General features: G+C 70.3%; 20 protein-coding genes. 13 read left to right on the top strand and 7 right to left on the bottom strand.

Annotated features, from left to right (window positions below):
- The first annotated feature begins 43 nt into the window (after nt 1–43).
- Nucleotides 44–382, top strand: coding sequence for a MerR family transcriptional regulator (locus tag ACFWFI_RS29680; RefSeq protein WP_387395994.1), 339 nt, complete (start codon nt 44–46; stop codon nt 380–382).
- Between the two features lie 59 nt (nt 383–441).
- Nucleotides 442–873: a DUF6892 domain-containing protein gene (locus ACFWFI_RS29675; protein ID WP_387395992.1), complete on the top strand. Its 432-nt coding sequence runs from the start codon at nt 442–444 to the stop codon at nt 871–873.
- A 68-nt stretch (nt 874–941) separates the two neighbouring features.
- Here the strand turns inward: ACFWFI_RS29675 and ACFWFI_RS29670 are convergent, their stop codons facing one another.
- The 3 genes from ACFWFI_RS29670 to ACFWFI_RS29660 all read right to left on the bottom strand — a co-directional run bounded on the left by ACFWFI_RS29670 (nt 942) and on the right by ACFWFI_RS29660 (nt 3572).
- On the bottom strand, nt 942–2375 hold the full coding sequence (locus tag ACFWFI_RS29670) for a flotillin family protein (RefSeq protein ID WP_387395989.1): 1434 nt from the start codon (nt 2373–2375) through the stop codon (nt 942–944).
- Between the two features lie 84 nt (nt 2376–2459).
- A complete protein-coding gene (locus ACFWFI_RS29665; RefSeq protein ID WP_387395987.1) occupies nt 2460–2981 on the bottom strand; it encodes a hypothetical protein in 522 nt (173 codons plus the stop codon).
- Between the two features lie 105 nt (nt 2982–3086).
- The gene (locus tag ACFWFI_RS29660) at nt 3087–3572 is read right to left on the bottom strand and encodes a peroxiredoxin (RefSeq protein WP_387395985.1); all 486 of its coding nucleotides are present in this window, start codon (nt 3570–3572) and stop codon (nt 3087–3089) included.
- A gap of 159 nt (nt 3573–3731) precedes the next feature.
- Here ACFWFI_RS29660 and ACFWFI_RS29655 point away from each other — a divergent pair, with 159 nt between their 5' ends.
- From ACFWFI_RS29655 to ACFWFI_RS29645, 3 genes are all read left to right on the top strand, one after another.
- Nucleotides 3732–4475 carry an alpha/beta hydrolase gene (locus ACFWFI_RS29655; protein WP_387395983.1) on the top strand — a complete coding sequence of 248 codons (744 nt, stop codon included), beginning with the start codon at nt 3732–3734 and terminating at the stop codon, nt 4473–4475.
- A 75-nt stretch (nt 4476–4550) separates the two neighbouring features.
- Complete coding sequence (locus ACFWFI_RS29650) at nt 4551–6245, top strand: SpoIIE family protein phosphatase (RefSeq protein WP_387395980.1); 1695 nt, start codon at nt 4551–4553, stop codon at nt 6243–6245.
- Between the two features lie 85 nt (nt 6246–6330).
- On the top strand, nt 6331–6732 hold the full coding sequence (locus ACFWFI_RS29645; RefSeq protein WP_387395977.1) for a YunG family protein: 402 nt from the start codon (nt 6331–6333) through the stop codon (nt 6730–6732).
- A gap of 25 nt (nt 6733–6757) precedes the next feature.
- Here ACFWFI_RS29645 and ACFWFI_RS29640 read toward each other — a convergent pair whose 3' ends face one another.
- Together ACFWFI_RS29640 and ACFWFI_RS29635 are read right to left on the bottom strand one after the other, a co-directional pair.
- Nucleotides 6758–6976, bottom strand: coding sequence for a hypothetical protein (locus ACFWFI_RS29640; RefSeq protein WP_387395974.1), 219 nt, complete (start codon nt 6974–6976; stop codon nt 6758–6760).
- Between the two features lie 130 nt (nt 6977–7106).
- Nucleotides 7107–7691 (bottom strand): hypothetical protein, encoded by a 585-nt coding sequence (locus ACFWFI_RS29635; RefSeq protein ID WP_387395971.1) that lies wholly within the window; start codon nt 7689–7691, stop codon nt 7107–7109.
- Between the two features lie 337 nt (nt 7692–8028).
- On the opposite strand from ACFWFI_RS29635, the gene ACFWFI_RS29630 reads away from it, so the two are divergent.
- The 5 genes from ACFWFI_RS29630 to ACFWFI_RS29610 all read left to right on the top strand — a co-directional run bounded on the left by ACFWFI_RS29630 (nt 8029) and on the right by ACFWFI_RS29610 (nt 11529).
- Nucleotides 8029–8373: a MerR family transcriptional regulator gene (locus ACFWFI_RS29630; protein WP_387395969.1), complete on the top strand. Its 345-nt coding sequence runs from the start codon at nt 8029–8031 to the stop codon at nt 8371–8373.
- 305 nt (nt 8374–8678) lie between these two features.
- A complete protein-coding gene (locus ACFWFI_RS29625) occupies nt 8679–8882 on the top strand; it encodes a cold-shock protein (protein WP_031090619.1) in 204 nt (67 codons plus the stop codon).
- A gap of 300 nt (nt 8883–9182) precedes the next feature.
- Nucleotides 9183–10748, top strand: a complete 1566-nt coding sequence (locus tag ACFWFI_RS29620; protein WP_387395966.1) for a DEAD/DEAH box helicase — start codon at nt 9183–9185, stop codon at nt 10746–10748.
- 64 nt (nt 10749–10812) lie between these two features.
- A complete protein-coding gene (locus tag ACFWFI_RS29615) occupies nt 10813–11121 on the top strand; it encodes an SCO5918 family protein (protein ID WP_387395964.1) in 309 nt (102 codons plus the stop codon).
- Between the two features lie 207 nt (nt 11122–11328).
- On the top strand, nt 11329–11529 hold the full coding sequence (locus tag ACFWFI_RS29610; protein ID WP_387395961.1) for a hypothetical protein: 201 nt from the start codon (nt 11329–11331) through the stop codon (nt 11527–11529).
- Nucleotides 11530–11593: 64 nt separating this feature from the next.
- Here ACFWFI_RS29610 and ACFWFI_RS29605 read toward each other — a convergent pair whose 3' ends face one another.
- The gene (locus tag ACFWFI_RS29605; protein WP_387395958.1) at nt 11594–12502 is read right to left on the bottom strand and encodes a quinone oxidoreductase family protein; all 909 of its coding nucleotides are present in this window, start codon (nt 12500–12502) and stop codon (nt 11594–11596) included.
- 262 nt (nt 12503–12764) lie between these two features.
- On the opposite strand from ACFWFI_RS29605, the gene ACFWFI_RS29600 reads away from it, so the two are divergent.
- Nucleotides 12765–13529 carry an SDR family oxidoreductase gene (locus ACFWFI_RS29600; RefSeq protein ID WP_387395955.1) on the top strand — a complete coding sequence of 255 codons (765 nt, stop codon included), beginning with the start codon at nt 12765–12767 and terminating at the stop codon, nt 13527–13529.
- A gap of 4 nt (nt 13530–13533) precedes the next feature.
- Here ACFWFI_RS29600 and ACFWFI_RS29595 read toward each other — a convergent pair whose 3' ends face one another.
- Nucleotides 13534–14445 carry a ScbA/BarX family gamma-butyrolactone biosynthesis protein gene (locus ACFWFI_RS29595; RefSeq protein ID WP_387395952.1) on the bottom strand — a complete coding sequence of 304 codons (912 nt, stop codon included), beginning with the start codon at nt 14443–14445 and terminating at the stop codon, nt 13534–13536.
- 105 nt (nt 14446–14550) lie between these two features.
- Here ACFWFI_RS29595 and ACFWFI_RS29590 point away from each other — a divergent pair, with 105 nt between their 5' ends.
- Both ACFWFI_RS29590 and ACFWFI_RS29585 read left to right on the top strand, forming a co-directional pair.
- Nucleotides 14551–15192: a ScbR family autoregulator-binding transcription factor gene (locus ACFWFI_RS29590; protein WP_387395949.1), complete on the top strand. Its 642-nt coding sequence runs from the start codon at nt 14551–14553 to the stop codon at nt 15190–15192.
- Between the two features lie 94 nt (nt 15193–15286).
- Nucleotides 15287–16021: a peptidoglycan recognition protein family protein gene (locus tag ACFWFI_RS29585; protein ID WP_387395946.1), complete on the top strand. Its 735-nt coding sequence runs from the start codon at nt 15287–15289 to the stop codon at nt 16019–16021.
- The last annotated feature ends 36 nt before the right edge of the window (nt 16022–16057 follow it).

Below are 16057 nucleotides of genomic sequence, written 5' to 3'. Positions count from 1 at the left end.
GTACGGCACCAAGGCCCCTCCAGCGCGTTCCGAGAGAGGTTAGATGCCCGCAGACGATTCCTTCCGCCGTCTGGACGACGACGATTTCCCCGCCTACACGATGGGCCGGGCCGCCGCGATGATCGGCACCACCCCCGCATTCCTGCGCGCCCTCGGCGAGGAGCGCCTGATCACTCCGCTGCGCTCGGACGGCGGGCACCGCCGGTACTCCCGCTATCAGCTGAAGATCGCCGCCCGTGCCCGTGAACTCGTCGACCAGGGCGTCGCCGTCGGCGCAGCCTGTCGCATCGTCATCCTCGAGGACCAACTCGAAGAGGCCCGGCGCATCAACGAGGAACTGCGCAACTCGCCGTCCGGGTCCTGTTCCAGGGCAGGCGCCTGACCGGTGCGTGCGTCGCGGGGCCGTCCCTGACCCCCCTGCGACGTGATAATCATCCGGGCATGGCTGAGTTCAAGGACTTCAACTTCAAGCTGATGGTCGTAGAGGCACTCATGTACGGGCACGGGACGCTGACGCCCGTGTTCAGCATCGATGAGCGGTCCCGTGCCGCCGGAGTCGACGACCTGTACTCCCATGTGTATGACAACGGCTGGGAGCACACCGTGCTCGACGAGTCCCGCGCGTTCTTCGAAGCGCTGGAGATCAGCGACGAGTTGCTGGCGACTGTGGACGAGCTGGTCCTCGACGGCGGAAATCAGGTGTTCTACGAGTGCTCCCCCGTCTGGGACGGAGAGGACGACCTCTTCGACGTCCGGTCGCTGGACGATCTGCCGCTGCTGCCGAACCTCAAGAGGGTCCTGGGCGTCGACATGGTCGCGGTTCCCGACAAGGAGGAGCGCTTCGCGGCCCGGGGTGTCGCGGTGGTCTGCTGAACGCCGCCCCGGGCACGGGTGTGCCCGGCCGGTGAACGACCACCGGCCGGGCACGTGGGGACGCGTCGTCAGTCCTTGATCTCGATCTTCTCGCCGTTGGCCGCGGGGGAGGGGGCGGCCGGCGTGGTGGCGCCCGCCTTGCCCTGCAGGTTCCGGAGCAGGGCGCCGAGGTCGACGCCCGTGGTGGAGTTGAGGAGCTCCAGGCCCTGGGCCACGTTGTCGGTCACCGTGCGGGAGAGCTGGCTGGCGCCGTCCGTCGAGATGACCGTCAACTTGTCGATGGCGCTCAGCGGCTCGGACGCCTTGGCGACGACCTGCGGAAGGACCTCGACCAGCATCTGGAGGACGGCCGCGTCGCCGTACTGGGCGAACGCGTCGGCCTTCTTCCGCATGGCCTCTGCCTCGGCGGCGCCCTTCGCGGCGATGGCGGCGGCCTCGGACTCGCCCTCGATGCGTACGGCGTCGGCGAGGGCCGAGCGGTGGAGCTTCTCGCCCTGACCGGTGAGGCGGGAACGCTCCGCGTCGGCTTCCGCCTCCTTGACCTGGGCGATGCGACGGGCCTCGGCCTCCTGCTCCGCCCGGTAGCGGGCGGCGTCGGCGGGCTTGCGGACCTTGGTGTCGAGTTCGCGGTCGGTCAGGGCCGCCTGTCGCTCGGCGACCTTCTCCTGCTCGGCGAGGACTTCCTGCTGGCGGGCCGCCTCGGCGAGCGGACCCGCGGCGTTGGCCTTGGCCGCGGCGGCTTCGGTCTCGGCCTTGATCTCGGCCTGCTTGAGGTAGAACGTCCGCTCGGCGATGGCGATCTCCTCGGCCGCCTTCAGCCGGGCCTGCTCGGATGCGCGCCGGGCGATGGCCTCGGCGATGTCGGCCTCCTGCTTGGCGCGGGCGGCCTCGGGGCGGCCGAGGTCCTCGAGGTAGGAGCCCTCGGTGGTGATGTCCTGGATCTGGAAGGCGTCCAGGATGAGGCCCTGGCCGGAGAGGCTGGCTTCGGCCTCCTCGGCGACCTGGCCGGCGAACGCGGCCCGGTCGCGGATGATGTCCTCGACGGACATGCGGCCGACGATGGCGCGGAGCGCTCCGGAGAGCACCTCCTGGGTGAAGCCGACGATGCCGTTCTGCTGCTGGAGGAAGCGCTGGGCCGCGGCACGGATCGCGTCCTCGCTGCCGCCGACCTTGACGATCGCGACGCCTTCGAGGTTGGACTTGACGCCGCGCAGAGTGACGGCGCCGCGTACTGCGACGGGGATGTGCCGGCTGGAGAGGTCCAGGGTGAACTTCTGCTGGACGAACGGCACGACGAAGACGCCGCCGCCGACGACGACCTTCTGCCCGCTGTTGTCGATGCTGGTGCGGCCGGTCACCGGGTCGGTGGACCTCTTGCCGCGGCGGCCCGTGATGATGAAGGCCTGGCTGGGGCCCGCGACCTTGTACCGGGTGATCACGGCGAGGGCCAGGAGCACGAGAAGTACGACGATTCCGACGATGGCGATCACTACTGGACTCATGAGAGGTGTCCCCCCTGCCCTCCCGACGGGACGGCAGTGTCTTCGGCTGTACGGCTTTCGGACAGACGTATGGCTCTGCGGTGGTCAGCGCTCGACGGGGCGGACCGTGACCGAGGTGGTCGAGAGGGTGGCCTCCACCCAGATCTCGGCGCCGCGTTCGACCGGGACGGCGCTCTTCGCGGCGAACTTCACGGTCTGGCCCGCGAGTCGCAGCAGGACCTCGCCGTAACCGTCGGCCGGGATCGGTGTGACGACGGATCCCGAGGTGCCGACGAGGTCCTCACCGCGTGGTGTGGCCGTGGTCTGATCCCTCATCAGGGCCTGGCTGAACTTCCAGGTCAGCCAGGCGGCGACGATGCCCGCCGCGGCGCCCGCCGCGACGGCCGCGGGGGTGCCGACGTCCGTGGTGCCGAGGACGATCGCACCGCCGAAGCCGAGCATGGAGAGGAAGCCGGCGATGACGGGCAGGGAGAGCAGGCCGTCGAAGAAACCGTTCAGCAGCCCGCCCAGTGCGTCACCGAGGAGCCCTTCGAGAATTCCGTCGAAGATCAGGGAGAGGACGAGAAGAACGATTCCCGCAATGCCGAGACCGAGAAAAATGGTCACGCGATCACTCCCCCGTTGTTCGAAATCCCCCGAAATGTTTCCGTCGAACTGGCTGAATGGTCCCATACGGTGCCCGCCAGGGGTACTGCCGGAGTCCGGCAGTTTTTACGGCGTTCCGATGCCGGAAAGCTGCTCGGCGAGCGTGTCGAGCGACTGGAACGTGGCCCCGAGCAGGGCGACGTGCTTCCACCGCAGCACGCCGTCCGGCCCGATCAGGAAGACGGAGCGGCGCACGCCGATGCCGGGTGCCGTGATCCCGTAGGCCCGGGCGGTCTCGCGCCCCGTATCGGCCAGCAGCGGCATGCGCAGGTCGTGTCCGCGGGCGAAGGACTCATGACTGTCCACACCCTGTGGACTGATTCCCCAGACCTCGGCGTCGAGCCCCTCGAAGGTCTCGAGGCCGGAGGAGTAGGAGCAGAGCTGCTTGGTGCACACGGCGGTGTTGTCGCCGGGGTAGAAGGCGAGGACGACGGCCCGGCCGCGCGAGGCGGAGAGCGTGTATTCGCGCCGCTGGAAGGTGTCGTCGGAGAGTACGCCTCCGGGAAGGGTGAAGTCCGGGGCGGGCTGGCCGAGTTGGGGTCCTGACGCCATGTCGGAGGCTCCTTGGGTCGCGTACGGGAAGGGTCCGTGCCTCGTACAGTGAACGGCACTTTCCACGCATCGACACGTTCGACCCATCCGTACGCCGTCCGGCACCGAATATGGGGGAGTGCGCGGGCGTCGGCCCGGCACCCCGATCTGGAGGTACGTGTGGCCGAAAGACCGCCGTCGGCAGCGGTGCTCATCCTCCACGGCGGCTACGAGACGGGCCTGGCGGCGCCGGCACCCGGCGCCCTGAACCTGCCCGGTCTGCGCATGCTGCCGGTCTCGCGCGTGGTGGCCCGCGCGGTGCGCGGGGACTCCGGTGTGCGCGTGCAGCGGGTCCGCTACACGCACCGCGGCTGGAACGGCTCCCGCGAGGACCCCTTGCACGACGTCTTACGGGTGCTGGACGCCCTGCGGCACGAGGCGGGGGACATCCCCGTGGTCCTCCTGGGCCACTCCATGGGAGCCCGCGCCGCCCTCCATGCCGCGGGGCACCCGCTGGTCCGCTCGGTGGTCGGCCTCGCCCCGTGGTGTCCGCCCGGTGATCCGGTGACCCAACTGTCGGGGCGCGACGTCGTCCTGCTGCACAGCACCCGGGACCGGGTGACGAGCCCCCTGGCGTCCCAGTCGCTCACGGCCAGGGCACGCCGTGCGGGCGCCCGCACCTGTCTGGTGACCATCCCGGGCAGCGACCACGCGATGATCCGACGGGCCCCGGCCTGGCACCACCTGGCGGGACTGCTGGTGACAGGGTTGCTGGGGCTGACCCCCGTGCCCAGGAGGGTCGAAGCGGCGTTCGAGCTGCCGCCGGGTGCGGCGGCCTCCGAGGGCACGCTGTCGCTGGACGGACTCGACGCCGGTGGGCCGCGTCCGCGGAGATGCGGGGCGGTGCGGGGCGGCAGAGGATGAGGGTCCGGGTGCTCGCGGGCCCGTGGGAGCCGACCGTTCCGCACACGCAGCGTACGTATCCCTCTGGAGGCTCCGTTGCAGGCCGAAGAGCACGCCGACCCGTCGCCCGTCGACGTGGCGGCGCTGGCCGCGCTCGTCGGCAGCAGCCCGGCCGGGGTCGCGGTGTTCGACGAGGATCTGCGCTATGTGTACGTGAACCCGGCGCTCGAACGGCTCAACGGTGTGCCGGCCGCCGCGCACCTCGGCCGGACCATCGGCGAGGTGCTGCCCGAGATCGACGTCCAGCTCGACGTCCTGCGCCGGGTGCTGGCCGACGGGCGGCCCCGCGAGATCACCACGAGCGGGCAGACGTGGGTGGACTCCGCCGTGAAGCGGCGGTACTGGCGTAGCGCCTGCCACCGGCTGCAGGAGCACGGGCGGGTACGGGGACTGGTAGTGATCGCCCAGGAGATCACGGCCACCCAGAACGAGCGGGAGGAACTGGTGCGGGCCAGGAGCTATCTGACACTCCTGGACAACGCGGCCGTCAGCATCGGTACGACGCTCGACGTGGAGACCACCTGCCAGGAACTGGCGGAGTTCGTGGTGCCCGTGATGGCCGATGTCGCCGTCGTCGAGATGATCCCCGAGGACAACGGCCACGCGCGGCGTGAGCCACCCACCGGAGTGCTGCGGCTGCGGCGGGCCGGGATGGCCGCCATCCCGGAACTCGTCGACACACTCGCCCAGTTCGGCGGCCCCGGAACGGACATCGACTACCAGGACGACGCGGCCGTGCCCCGCTGCCTGGCCGCCGACCGGCCGGTGATCGAGAATCTGTACGGCGACGAGCAGCTCAGCCGGTCCGCGCCCACACCCGACCGGGTCGCCGCCTACCGGGCCGTCGGTCTGCACTCGGCGGTCGTCGTACCGCTCACCGCGCGGGGACGCCCGCTGGGGGCGCTCAGCCTGCTGCGGGCCGGGAACTCGCCGCCCTTCACCGAGGGGCTGGACGTCGTCGTCGCCCGGACGCTCGCGGGCCGCGCCGCGGTCGATGTGGACCACGCCTACCGCTACACCCACGAGCACCACATCGCCCGGGAGCTCCAGCGCTCCCTGCTCTCCGAGCCGCGCGGTCCGAACCATGGCATCGAGATCGCGTCCCTCTACCTGCCGGCGGGTGCGGGGGCGCTGGTGGGCGGCGACTGGTTCGACGCCATCCCGCTGCAGGGAGGACGCCATCTCAAGGTGATGGGCGATGTGATGGGCCACGGGGTGGAGGCCGCCGTAGCCATGAGCAACTACCGCTCGATGCTGCGCATCATGGCCGAGGACGACCAGCCGCCGCACCGCATTCTCGAGCGGCTCGACAAGGCGGTGGAGCAGTCCGGCCTCGACCGTGCGGCAACCTGTCTGGTCGCGGTCGTCGACCGGCGTGAGGGTGTCTGCGAGGTGGCCAGCGCGGGCCATCCGCCGCCGGTGTTCATCGACCCGGGGGCGCCCGGGGCACGGGTGGCACCGGTACAGGTGGGGCCCCCGCTGGGCACGGGTTTCGGCGGGTACCGGACGACGGTGGTGCCGTGCGGCCCCGGGACGGTGCTGTTCATGTACACCGACGGACTGGTGGAGCGCCGGGGCGAGGACATCGACGTCTCGATCGAGCGGCTCACGCGGCTCACCCTGCCGGCGAGCGGACGGCTCGAAGACCTGCTGGACGAGGTCGTGGACAGGTTCGCGGACACGGCCGAGGACGACATCGCGGTACTCGTCTCGCGGAGCCGGGGGTACTGAACGCCCGGCCCGCGCAGGACGGTTGCCGGTGGCCCGACGCCACCGTGCGGGGGTGTTGTCAGTGGCCGGTGCGAGGATTCACGGTATGGGACCTCTGCTCCTCATCGACATCGAGACCGCCGTCCGCAGCAGCTGGGACGCGGACACGACCACGCCCGTGCACCGGCCGCACTGGGACCCGGGGAATCCGGCCCGGGACCAGTGCGGTGTCACCGCCCTGGTGGTCAACGACCTGCTGGGCGGCGAGCTGATCCGGGGCGAGGTGCGGGTCGACGGCGAGCGCGTCGACTACCACTGGTGGAACCGACTGGGCGCGGGCCTGGAGATCGACCTCACACGGGAGCAGTTCGGCCCGCACGAGATCGTGTCCGGGGGCGTGGCCGTCGAGCGGCCGGCGGAGATCGTGCGGCTCCGCGAGGAGTACGAGCTCCTGCGCGCACGGGTGCTGGAGAGGCTGCGGGGGCGGGTACGGCCCGGGGCGGTCTGAGCGCGCGGTGACCTGCGGGGCGGGCTCACCGGGAGTGCTGCCGGGAGCGCCCGCGCAGCCGGCGCAGGACGAGCAGGGCGGACGTGATCAGGGGCAGCAGCCCCGCCATGGTGTTCGCGGTGGTCAGCTTGTCCTGGGTGCCTCTGGCCCTGCGCAGCTGCTTGACGGTGCGGACGACGGCGATCGCGCTGCTGCCCAGGCTCAGGAGCAGGCCGACCTTGGAGCTCGCGGGTTTCCTGGGCATCCGAGTGCCTCCCGGTGACATCGCTGCGCGGCCCCTCCGTCCACGTAACCGGCTCCCGGGCGGATCCGCAATCGGGGCCGTCCGGGTGTCCCGGCGAGGGGGAACGACGCGGGCTGCCCGGGCGCGCGGGTCAGGCGAAGAGGAAGCCGGCCGCCGTCGCCGCCCCCGCGGCCGCTCCCGCGACCGTCTGGGCCACCGAGTGGTAGCGCAGTGCCACCCGTGACCAGCACACGGCGAGGGCCGGCACACCGGCGCACAGCCACCACAGGGAGTGCGTGACGCTGAGGAGAGCGACCACGGCCGCCGCGACCGCCGAGTCGACGGAGATCTTCCAGAGCGTGTTGACCGCCAGGAGCACGGTCGTCATGACCCACAGGGAGATCATCGCGATCAGGATGCCGAGGGGCGCGTGGCCCAGAACCATGATCAATGCGCCGGTGCCGAGCGAGCCGAGGATCACCAGGAAGATGGGTGCCCGCTGGGTCCGGTCCACGACGTGACGGTCACCCCAGGTGCCGCGCCCGCGCTCCCACTCGATGTAGCCGGCGGGGACGAGGCCGGCGCAGAGGGCGCCGAGGAAGCCCCAGGGGAGCCCGGTCCAGTCACCGGCGGAGGCCAGTCCGACGGCGAGCATGCCGACGAGCAGTACATTGCGGGGCTGCAGGACGTCCGTGACCGTGCGGGCCACCGTCGTGGTCCTGTCGTTGCCGCTCATGCCGTGTCGTGCTCCAGTCCGGGCCTGCCGCGCGGGCCGGGGACGTCGGGGCCGCGCATGAATGTAGCCCTTCACGACGGGGGATGCGTGAAGGGCTACCCGTGCAGTATGACCGTTCGCCGGTCTGCCGACAACTGACCGGTCGGTCAGCCCTGTTGGGGTGGCCATGTGGCTACGGAGCGCTCCCGCCGGGTGCCACGCGATGCGTGGCCGGGCCCGGGCGACGCCGGGGACGGAGGAAACCTGTTCCGGCGGCAATAGACATGACCTACCCGTACGCTTAGGATTTCTTGTGCAGTCAGGCCATATGGTCCGGTGCGCAGCAGAAGAGGTGCAGATGCCCCAGGAGTCCCCGTCGCATGCCACGGACCGTCTCGACGACGACGACTACCCCGCGTACACGATGGGGCGGGCCGCCGAGATGATCGGTGCGACGCCAGGCTTCCTCAGGGCCATCGGTGAGGCCCGCCTGATCACCCCGCTGCGCTCCGAGGGGGGCCACCGCCGCTACTCGCGCTATCAGCTGCGCATCGCCGCCCGGGCCCGTGAGCTGGTGGACGCCGGCACGCCGATCGATGCCGCCTGCCGCATCGTCATCCTGGAGGACCAGCTCGAGGAGGCCCTGCGTCTCAACGAGGAACTGCGACGGCCCGCGCCCGGCCGGAGCGGCGTCGATTCCTGACCGGCGCACGGGCGTATATCTGTTTCGGCGGGCACAGAAATACGCGTAATGAGCGGTGAGGGTTTATGCCGTGCACGGCGGAGTGACGGCATAGTGATATGGCGTACAGCTCGCTTGTGCCCGAATCGTGCTACTGTTGATCTCAGTTGCAGTTGTGGTTCCCAAAACTTCAAGTGCACTCGCCGTTTTCACTCCGGCGGGCGCACTTTTGTATTTCCGGTCTCTTCCGGACGGGGCAATCATTTGCGGCGACGTAGGGCTCACACAGTGTGGGCCCACGGGCAACGCCCCGAAGGAGATATGACATGGCTACTGGCACCGTGAAGTGGTTCAACGCGGAAAAGGGTTTCGGCTTCATCGAGCAGGAGGGTGGCGGCGCTGACGTCTTCGCCCACTACTCGAACATCGCCGCCCAGGGCTTCCGCGAGCTGCAGGAAGGCCAGAAGGTGAACTTCGACGTCACGCAGGGCCAGAAGGGCCCGCAGGCGGAGAACATCACCCCCGCCTGATCGCTCAGGCGTATGGCGCAGCTGGGGCCCGCACCTTGGGGTGCGGGCCCCAGCTCGTTGTGTTTTTCCCGGCCGTGCCGGACCCGGCGCACCGATGGGTTAGTTCCCGGTGCGTGCGGGTCTTGGCGCGGCGGTTATATGCAGTCATATGGAGTGCCGAATCCGGCTGGTTCATCCGGCGGACGGACTTCGTTTTTCGTTATTTCACCGGCTCGTTCTTGCGATTCTTGGCGCCGTACATGGCTGCAGCCGCCCGGAAAGAATCCCTCGATACGTGCCATTCGAGGGAAAGGTTCTCCATTGAACCGCGATCGCACAGCTCGCACGAACGACCGATTTTCTCGCACACGCTCCGGCGGATCCGCCGGCAGCCGTACCGCCAACGGATTCCGCTCGGCGGGATCCGGTCGGCAGGGCGCCCCGGGTTCGCAGGGCCGCTCCGGCGGACCGAAGCGCTCCGGCGGCTACGGCCGCCGCTCCTCCGGGGTCTCGGGCGAATTCGCCCTGCCGGTGACCATCACCCCCGCTCTGCCCGCCGCCGAGGCCTTCGCGGACCTGGACATGCCGGAGCCCCTGCTGGCGGCGCTGGCCGCCGAGGGCGTGTCCGTGCCGTTCCCCATCCAGGGGGCCACCCTGCCGAACTCGCTGGCCGGTCGTGACGTCCTGGGCCGCGGCCGCACCGGATCGGGCAAGACGCTCGCCTTCGGTCTGGCCCTGCTCGCCCGCACCGCGGGCAACCGCGCCGACGCGCGCCGTCCGCTGGCCCTGGTCCTCGTTCCCACCCGGGAGCTGGCCCAGCAGGTCACCGACGCGCTCACCCCGTACGCCCGGTCCCTCAGGCTCCGGCTGGCGACGGTCGTCGGCGGCATGTCGATCGGCCGCCAGGCCAGCGCGCTGCGCGGCGGCGCCGAAGTCGTGGTCGCCACCCCGGGCCGGCTCAAGGACCTCATCGAGCGCGGCGACTGCAAGCTGGACCGGGTCGCCATCACTGTCCTCGACGAGGCCGACCAGATGGCGGACATGGGCTTCATGCCCCAGGTCACCGAGCTTCTGGACCAGGTCAACCCCGACGGTCAGCGGATGCTGTTCTCGGCCACCCTGGACCGCAACGTGGACCTGCTGGTCCGCCGCTACCTGCACGACCCGGTCGTCCACTCGGTGGACCCCGCGGCCGGTGCGGTGACGACGATGGAGCACCACGTGCTCTACGTCCAGGGCGCCGACAAGTACGCGACGACCACCGAGATCGCCGCCCGTGACGGCCGGGTGATCATGTTCCTGGACACAAAGCACGCGGTGGACAAGCTCACCGACCACCTGCTGCACAGCGGTGTGCGAGCGGCCGCGCTGCACGGCGGCAAGTCGCAGCCGCAGCGCACCCGCACCCTGGACCGGTTCAAGACCGGTCACGTCACGGTGCTGGTCGCCACGAACGTCGCCGCCCGCGGTATCCACGTCGACAACCTGGACCTCGTCGTCAACGTCGACCCGCCGAGCGACCACAAGGACTACCTGCACCGCGGCGGCCGTACCGCCCGTGCCGGGGAGTCCGGCAGCGTCGTCACGCTGGTGCTGCCCAACCAGCGCCGCGAGATGACCCGGCTGATGGCCGACGCCGGGATCACGCCGCAGATCGCCCAGGTCCGCTCCGGCGAGGCCGAGCTCAACCGGATCACCGGAGCCCAGGCGCCGTCGGGTGTGCCCGTCACGATCAGCTCACCTGTGACGGAGCGCAAGGGCAGCGGTTCCGGTCCCCGTGGCCGGCGCGGCGCGCGTCCCGGCCAGGGGCGCCGTTCCAACGCCAACACGGCGACGCCTCAGGCACGTGCCGCGGCGGCTCAGCGACGGTCCAACAAGGCCGCGTAGTCAACCGGCCGGGAGCCCGGCCGACCCTGTCCGGCTTTCTCCACGACCACCCTGTTGAGGCACCATGCGCTGTGTCATCGCCCGTTTCCCCTTCGACCTCTTCAAGAACGAGGTCGAGGACCGGATGAAGGGCATCAAGCCCGAACCCGTCACCGGTGACGCTGTGGTCATCAGCCGCCGCGTCTACCCCGTCAAGCAGGTCGGCGAGATCATCACCCGCCAGGACCGCCGGGACTTCACCGCCGGCGAGGTGACCAGGGCGCTGACGCGTCTCGGCTTCACCTGCCGCCCGGCGGAGGTGCCCGCCCCCGCGGCGCCCCTCACCCCGCTGGAGAACGCGTCCGCCATGCTGGGAACGCCCGGCGAGAGCTGAGCCGCCGCTCCGTCGCTTACACCCGCACCCCCGAGGCCCGCCCGGCCCGGGGGTGCGGTGCGTCAGGACGCCTGTCGGCTTTCGGCCGATGCCGGGAATGTCTGTAACAGTTCCCCGGCGGCGGCCCGTGTCCGCGTCCGCGCCCCCATCCGTGCCGAGAAGATCGTTCCGGTGCCGCCCGGGCGGCCGGTGAGGGGACGGGACGACATGAAGAGCAAGCTGACCGCACTCGGGGCGGCCGTGCTGGCGTCCGTGCTTCCGGCCGGAGCGGCCCAGGCCGACGAGACCCACACCGACTCGCACAACGGGCCGCAGGTGGCGTTGATCGCGACGGGTCAGGTCGACGATCCCCTGGAGGACGTCCTCGAGCACGCCACGGTCCTCGGCACGACGTACGTCATCGGCTGAGGTCAGGGAGGGCATGAGGTCGGGGAGGACATGGGTCCGGCCACCCTGACCCCGCCGTCTCCGATCAGGGGGTCAGGATCAGCTTCCCGGTGGTCCGGCGTGCGAGGAGGTCCTCATGGGCGCGCCGGGCGTCGGCCAGCGGGTAGCTGCCGCCGGTCACGGGCCTGAGGCGGCCCTCGGCGACCAGGGCGAAGAGCTCCTTGAGCGGGCCGCTGACCGCGCCCGGAGCGGCGAGGGCGGGACGCAGCCAGAATCCGACGACGGAGGCGTTGAGGCGGCCGAGCCGGGCCGGGTCGACCGGTGTGAAGCCGGTGCGGTCGGCGTTGCCGTAGGTCACCAGCCGGCCGAAGGACGCCAGGGAGTCCAGGGCCCGGTCGAAGAGGTCCCCGCCGACGGCGTCCAGGACGACGTCCGCCTTCTCCGCGAGGGGGTAGGTGATCACCGCGTCCGCGCCGAGGTCCAGTGCGAGCCGCTCCTTGGCCGGGGTGGAGACCTGGGCGAGCACCCGGCCCGCTCCGAACTCCCGGGCCAGCTGTACGGCGAGACTGCCGACGCCGCCCGCCGCGGAGTGCACGACGACGCTCTCGCCGCTGCGCAGCCGGGCGGCGGAGCGCAGCAGGTGCCAGGCGGTCAGTCCCTGCACCATCAGGGCGAGCGCCTGGGCGGCACCGAGCTCCTCGGGGATCTCCAGGACGGAGGACTCCTTGGCCGTCACCTGCTCCGCGTATCCGTGCGAGACCCGGGCCAGCACCCGCCTGCCGTCCGGGGTGCGGCCCACGACCTCGCTGCCCGGGACGTAGGGCAGGGCGTCGGCGCCGAGGTAGGAGCCGTCCACCTGATGGGTGTCGGCGAAGTTCACGCCGGCGGCCTCGACGGTGAGGAGCAGCTCTCCGGGGCCGGGCACGGGAGCGGCCAGTTCCACGGGGCGGAGTACTTCGGGACCACCGAAGCGGTCGAACTGGATAGCGAGCATGCCGCACGGTACCGCGGGGGCCACCGGACGGCCGTAGGCTCTGGTGCCCGCCGTCTGTCTTTCGTGAGGAACGGGGCTGAAAACAGTACAAACGGTTTGTTATGGCCGTGACTCCGGGTCGAGGTCCGGGGGCATGGAACGGGCAGCTGTTGCCGTAACGCCCGCCTTTGCGTACGCACCGCATCCGCGGCGGCCCACGGCCGGACCGCGCGGTACGGAATCGGCCGTGGTCGTGGCCCGGGAGGCCTGCAAGACTGCGGCCATGAGCGATCTTCTCCACGACAGAGTCGTCCTGATCACCGGGGCGAGCAGCGGTATCGGTGCGGCGGCGGCCCGGGTGTTCTCCGAGGAAGGCGCGACGGTCGTCCTGGCCGCACGCAGGGAGGACCGACTGGCCTCGCTGGTAGCGGAGTTGAGGGACAAGGGGGCCCAGGCCTCCTATGTCGTCTGTGATGTCACGGTGGCGGAGGACGCCGCCCGGGCCGTCGACTTCACGGTCGACACCTATGGGCGCCTGGACTCGGCCTTCAACAACGCGGGGCTGGGCGGCGACCGAACTCCACTCCACCTCATGGGTGATGACGTCTACGACGCGGTCATGGACACCAATGTGCGCGGCGTCTGGAACTGCCTCCGGTACGAGATAGCGGCCATGCTGCCGAACGCCGGAAGCTGCTCCATCGTGAACAACAGCAGTGTGGGCGGGCTGGTGGCCATACCGGCGGCCGCTCCCTACATAGCCGCCAAGCACGCCGTCGTCGGCCTCACCAGGGCCGCCGCGGACGAGTACGCCCAACAGGGCATCAGGGTCAACGCGGTTGCGCCGGGCACCACGCGCAGTGAGATCACGGCGGACTGGTTCGGCCGCAACCCGGGGCTGGAGGAGATGGTCAACAGCCTTACGCCGCAGGGGCGTACAGCCGAGCCGGAGGAGATCGCCAACGCGGCGGCCTGGTTGCTCAGCGACCGTTGCCCCTTCCTCACCGGAACCGTCATGCCGGTGGACGGCGGTTTCGTCAACCAGTGAGCCGTCAGGCGCAGGGGCCGCTCAGCCGGCTCCGGAAAACCGTTTCTCCGTCCTGTGTCGCTGTGACCAGGACCGAGGTGGTTCCGGGGGCGGCGGGCAGGATCTCGGCGTCGATCCAGCAGGGGCGGTCGAATTCGGCGTACCGCTCGAACGTGCTGGTGACGGTGGTCGCTTCGAGACGCGCGGGGTGAAGGGCGGCGTGTGCGGCCTGGTCGGCAGCCTCCATCAGGGCGAGCCCCGGGACGTGGTCGACCGGATGGTCGTACAGCACGACGTTGTCCACGTCGTTGCGCAACTGCCAGTGGTGCTGGCGGTCTCCGGCCGCCAGCACCACGTCGGCCGGGGCGGCCCGGCCCACGGTGCGGGGGTCGACAGGAGAGGGCAGCGGCCATGCGTTCCAGTCGACGGTGAAGTGTTCGCCGCGAAGCCGGCGGTAGACGCGTGTGGAGAGCCAGCCGAACTCGGAATCAGCGTGCGCCGCGATGCCGCCACCCTGGATGATGCGAAAGTCCATGTCGAGTGAACTGACTCTCCCACCACGCTCCTTGGCGTTCTTGACCGTAACCTCGACAGTGAGGTCACAGGGCTCGTCGGAGGGGACTTCGAACCCGGGAGTGACGGTGAAGTCGAAGTAGTTCAGCAAGGTGTGATCGGAAAGAGGTGCGCCGTACGCCGCGTGCGCGATGGTCAGGCCGCTCTGCCGGACGGTCTGTGTGAGCATCCGCGGGTCGTAGGGGAGGCCGGCAGCGGGGGCCGGCCACCTCGCGGACAGCGAGAACTCGCCATCTTCCCGGCGTCGCCAGGACGTGAGGAGGACCATGTCGGAGCGTCCGAGGTGCAGGTACTCCTTGTGGATGCCGTTTTGTCCCTCGGCTGCGGAGAACGGCGGGCACGGAACATCGGGTATGTCAGGCACGGCCCCCCCGGACACGGCGCAAAATGGTCGTTACGGCGCTGATATGATACCGGTTCACCGGTACTTTTTGAAGAAGCGTCAGGCCACGGCCAAGAGGAGCGCGAGTTGGCACGACAGCAACGGGCGATCCGCACGCGCAGAATCTTCCTGGAAGCCGCGGCCGAGGTGTTCGACGAGCACGGCTACGACGCCGCCACGATCGCCGCGATTCTCGACCGGGCCGGTCTCACCAGGGGCGCCCTCTACTTCCACTTCACGTCGAAGGAAGAGCTGGCCCGTGGTGTCCTCCAGGAGGCGGTGACGGCGGACGGGGTCACTCCGCAGACCTTCAAGCTGCAGGAGTGGGTGGACATGGCGCTCCTGCTCGCCTACCGGCTGCCACGGGAACCCCTGCTCAGCGCCTCGATCCGGCTGTCCGTCGACCCCCGTGCGCGCGGGCTCTTCGGTACCCGCTGGCCGGACTGGATCGCTCTCGGCACGGAGATGCTGACCGAGGCCAAGGAGCGCGGTGAGCTCCTTCCGCACGTCGATCCGGAGGCCACGTCCAGGCTGGTCGTCGGGGCGTGGACCGGTGTGCAATTGGTGACCGAGTCCATGGCCGAGCCGCTGGACCTGGTCGCCGAGATATCCGCACTCTTCGAGCTCATCCTCCCCAACAACGCGGTCCCCGGCGTGCTGGCCCGGCTCGACACGTCCCCGCACCGCGCGGCGCGGATCATGGAGCAGCAGGCGGTCGTCGCTTCCTGACCGCCCGGGCGGTGACATGGAGCGCGCTGCCCCATGTCACCCGTTCGGGCGCGGGGTGCCTGCGAAGTGGCTGGTCAGCGCGCATGGTGGCCCTATGTGGCTTCGCCGAACAGTCGTGTGCGCCATGGTCGTGCCGCTGGCTTTCCTGGTGTTCCGGGACGCGCCGGTCCGGCTTGTCGCGCCCGAGCGCGCCGCCGCGAAGCCGGCGGCGCCGGCCGGCGCCCAGCGGCCCACGATCGTCAGCCGGGCGGAATGGCACGCGGACGAGAGCCTGGTCAAGGAGGACGCCGTGTACACGGGGACGGTGAAAGCCGTCTTCGTCCATCACACCGGCCACACCAACGGATACGACTGCGCCGACGCCCCCAAGATGCTCCGGGCGATGGAGGAGGCGCACGTCCGGGGCGAGGGCTGGGACGACATCGGTTACAACTTCGTCGTCGACCGCTGCGGGACGATATACGAGGGCAGGGCGGGCGGTGTCGGGCGCTCGGTGCGCGGAGCCCACGCCACGGGGTTCAACGCGCACAGTGTGGGGATCGCGGCCCTCGGCACCTTCGACCCCGGCGTGCCGGTGCCGAAGGCGCTCATCGAGGGGATCGCGAAGGTGGGCGCGTGGAAACTGGACCGGACCATCGACCCGCGGGGCATCGTGAGGATGGTCTCGACGAACGACGAGAGCCTCTACCGGCGCGGTGAGGTGGTCTACCTCCATGCCGTGGCCGGTCACCGGGACACCTTCCAGACGTACTGCCCCGGCGAGGCGCTCTATGCCCAACTCCCCGCGATCCGGGACGAGATGGCTCGACTTCGGGACAAGAAGCGCTAGCGTCTCCCGTTCGGATCAGGCCGGGCGGCCTGATCC

The sequence above is a fragment of the Streptomyces sp. NPDC060209 genome, from assembly GCF_042728155.1.
Classification (GTDB): Bacteria; Actinomycetota; Actinomycetes; order Streptomycetales; family Streptomycetaceae; genus Streptomyces.
This window is presented reverse-complemented; position numbering and strand designations above follow the sequence as displayed.

Coding starts and splice junctions, on each gene's coding strand:
- ACFWFI_RS29605 (WP_387395958.1), bottom strand. CDS start 12,502: ATGCTCGCTATCCAGTTCGACCGCTTCGGTGGTCCCGAAGTACTCCGC.
- ACFWFI_RS29625 (WP_031090619.1), top strand. CDS start 8,679: ATGGCTACTGGCACCGTGAAGTGGTTCAACGCGGAAAAGGGTTTCGGC.
- ACFWFI_RS29585 (WP_387395946.1), top strand. CDS start 15,287: ATGTGGCTTCGCCGAACAGTCGTGTGCGCCATGGTCGTGCCGCTGGCT.
- ACFWFI_RS29600 (WP_387395955.1), top strand. CDS start 12,765: ATGAGCGATCTTCTCCACGACAGAGTCGTCCTGATCACCGGGGCGAGC.
- ACFWFI_RS29640 (WP_387395974.1), bottom strand. CDS start 6,976: ATGCCCAGGAAACCCGCGAGCTCCAAGGTCGGCCTGCTCCTGAGCCTG.
- ACFWFI_RS29645 (WP_387395977.1), top strand. CDS start 6,331: ATGGGACCTCTGCTCCTCATCGACATCGAGACCGCCGTCCGCAGCAGC.
- ACFWFI_RS29630 (WP_387395969.1), top strand. CDS start 8,029: ATGCCCCAGGAGTCCCCGTCGCATGCCACGGACCGTCTCGACGACGAC.
- ACFWFI_RS29680 (WP_387395994.1), top strand. CDS start 44: ATGCCCGCAGACGATTCCTTCCGCCGTCTGGACGACGACGATTTCCCC.
- ACFWFI_RS29610 (WP_387395961.1), top strand. CDS start 11,329: ATGAAGAGCAAGCTGACCGCACTCGGGGCGGCCGTGCTGGCGTCCGTG.
- ACFWFI_RS29635 (WP_387395971.1), bottom strand. CDS start 7,691: ATGAGCGGCAACGACAGGACCACGACGGTGGCCCGCACGGTCACGGAC.
- ACFWFI_RS29615 (WP_387395964.1), top strand. CDS start 10,813: ATGCGCTGTGTCATCGCCCGTTTCCCCTTCGACCTCTTCAAGAACGAG.
- ACFWFI_RS29660 (WP_387395985.1), bottom strand. CDS start 3,572: ATGGCGTCAGGACCCCAACTCGGCCAGCCCGCCCCGGACTTCACCCTT.
- ACFWFI_RS29670 (WP_387395989.1), bottom strand. CDS start 2,375: ATGAGTCCAGTAGTGATCGCCATCGTCGGAATCGTCGTACTTCTCGTG.
- ACFWFI_RS29675 (WP_387395992.1), top strand. CDS start 442: ATGGCTGAGTTCAAGGACTTCAACTTCAAGCTGATGGTCGTAGAGGCA.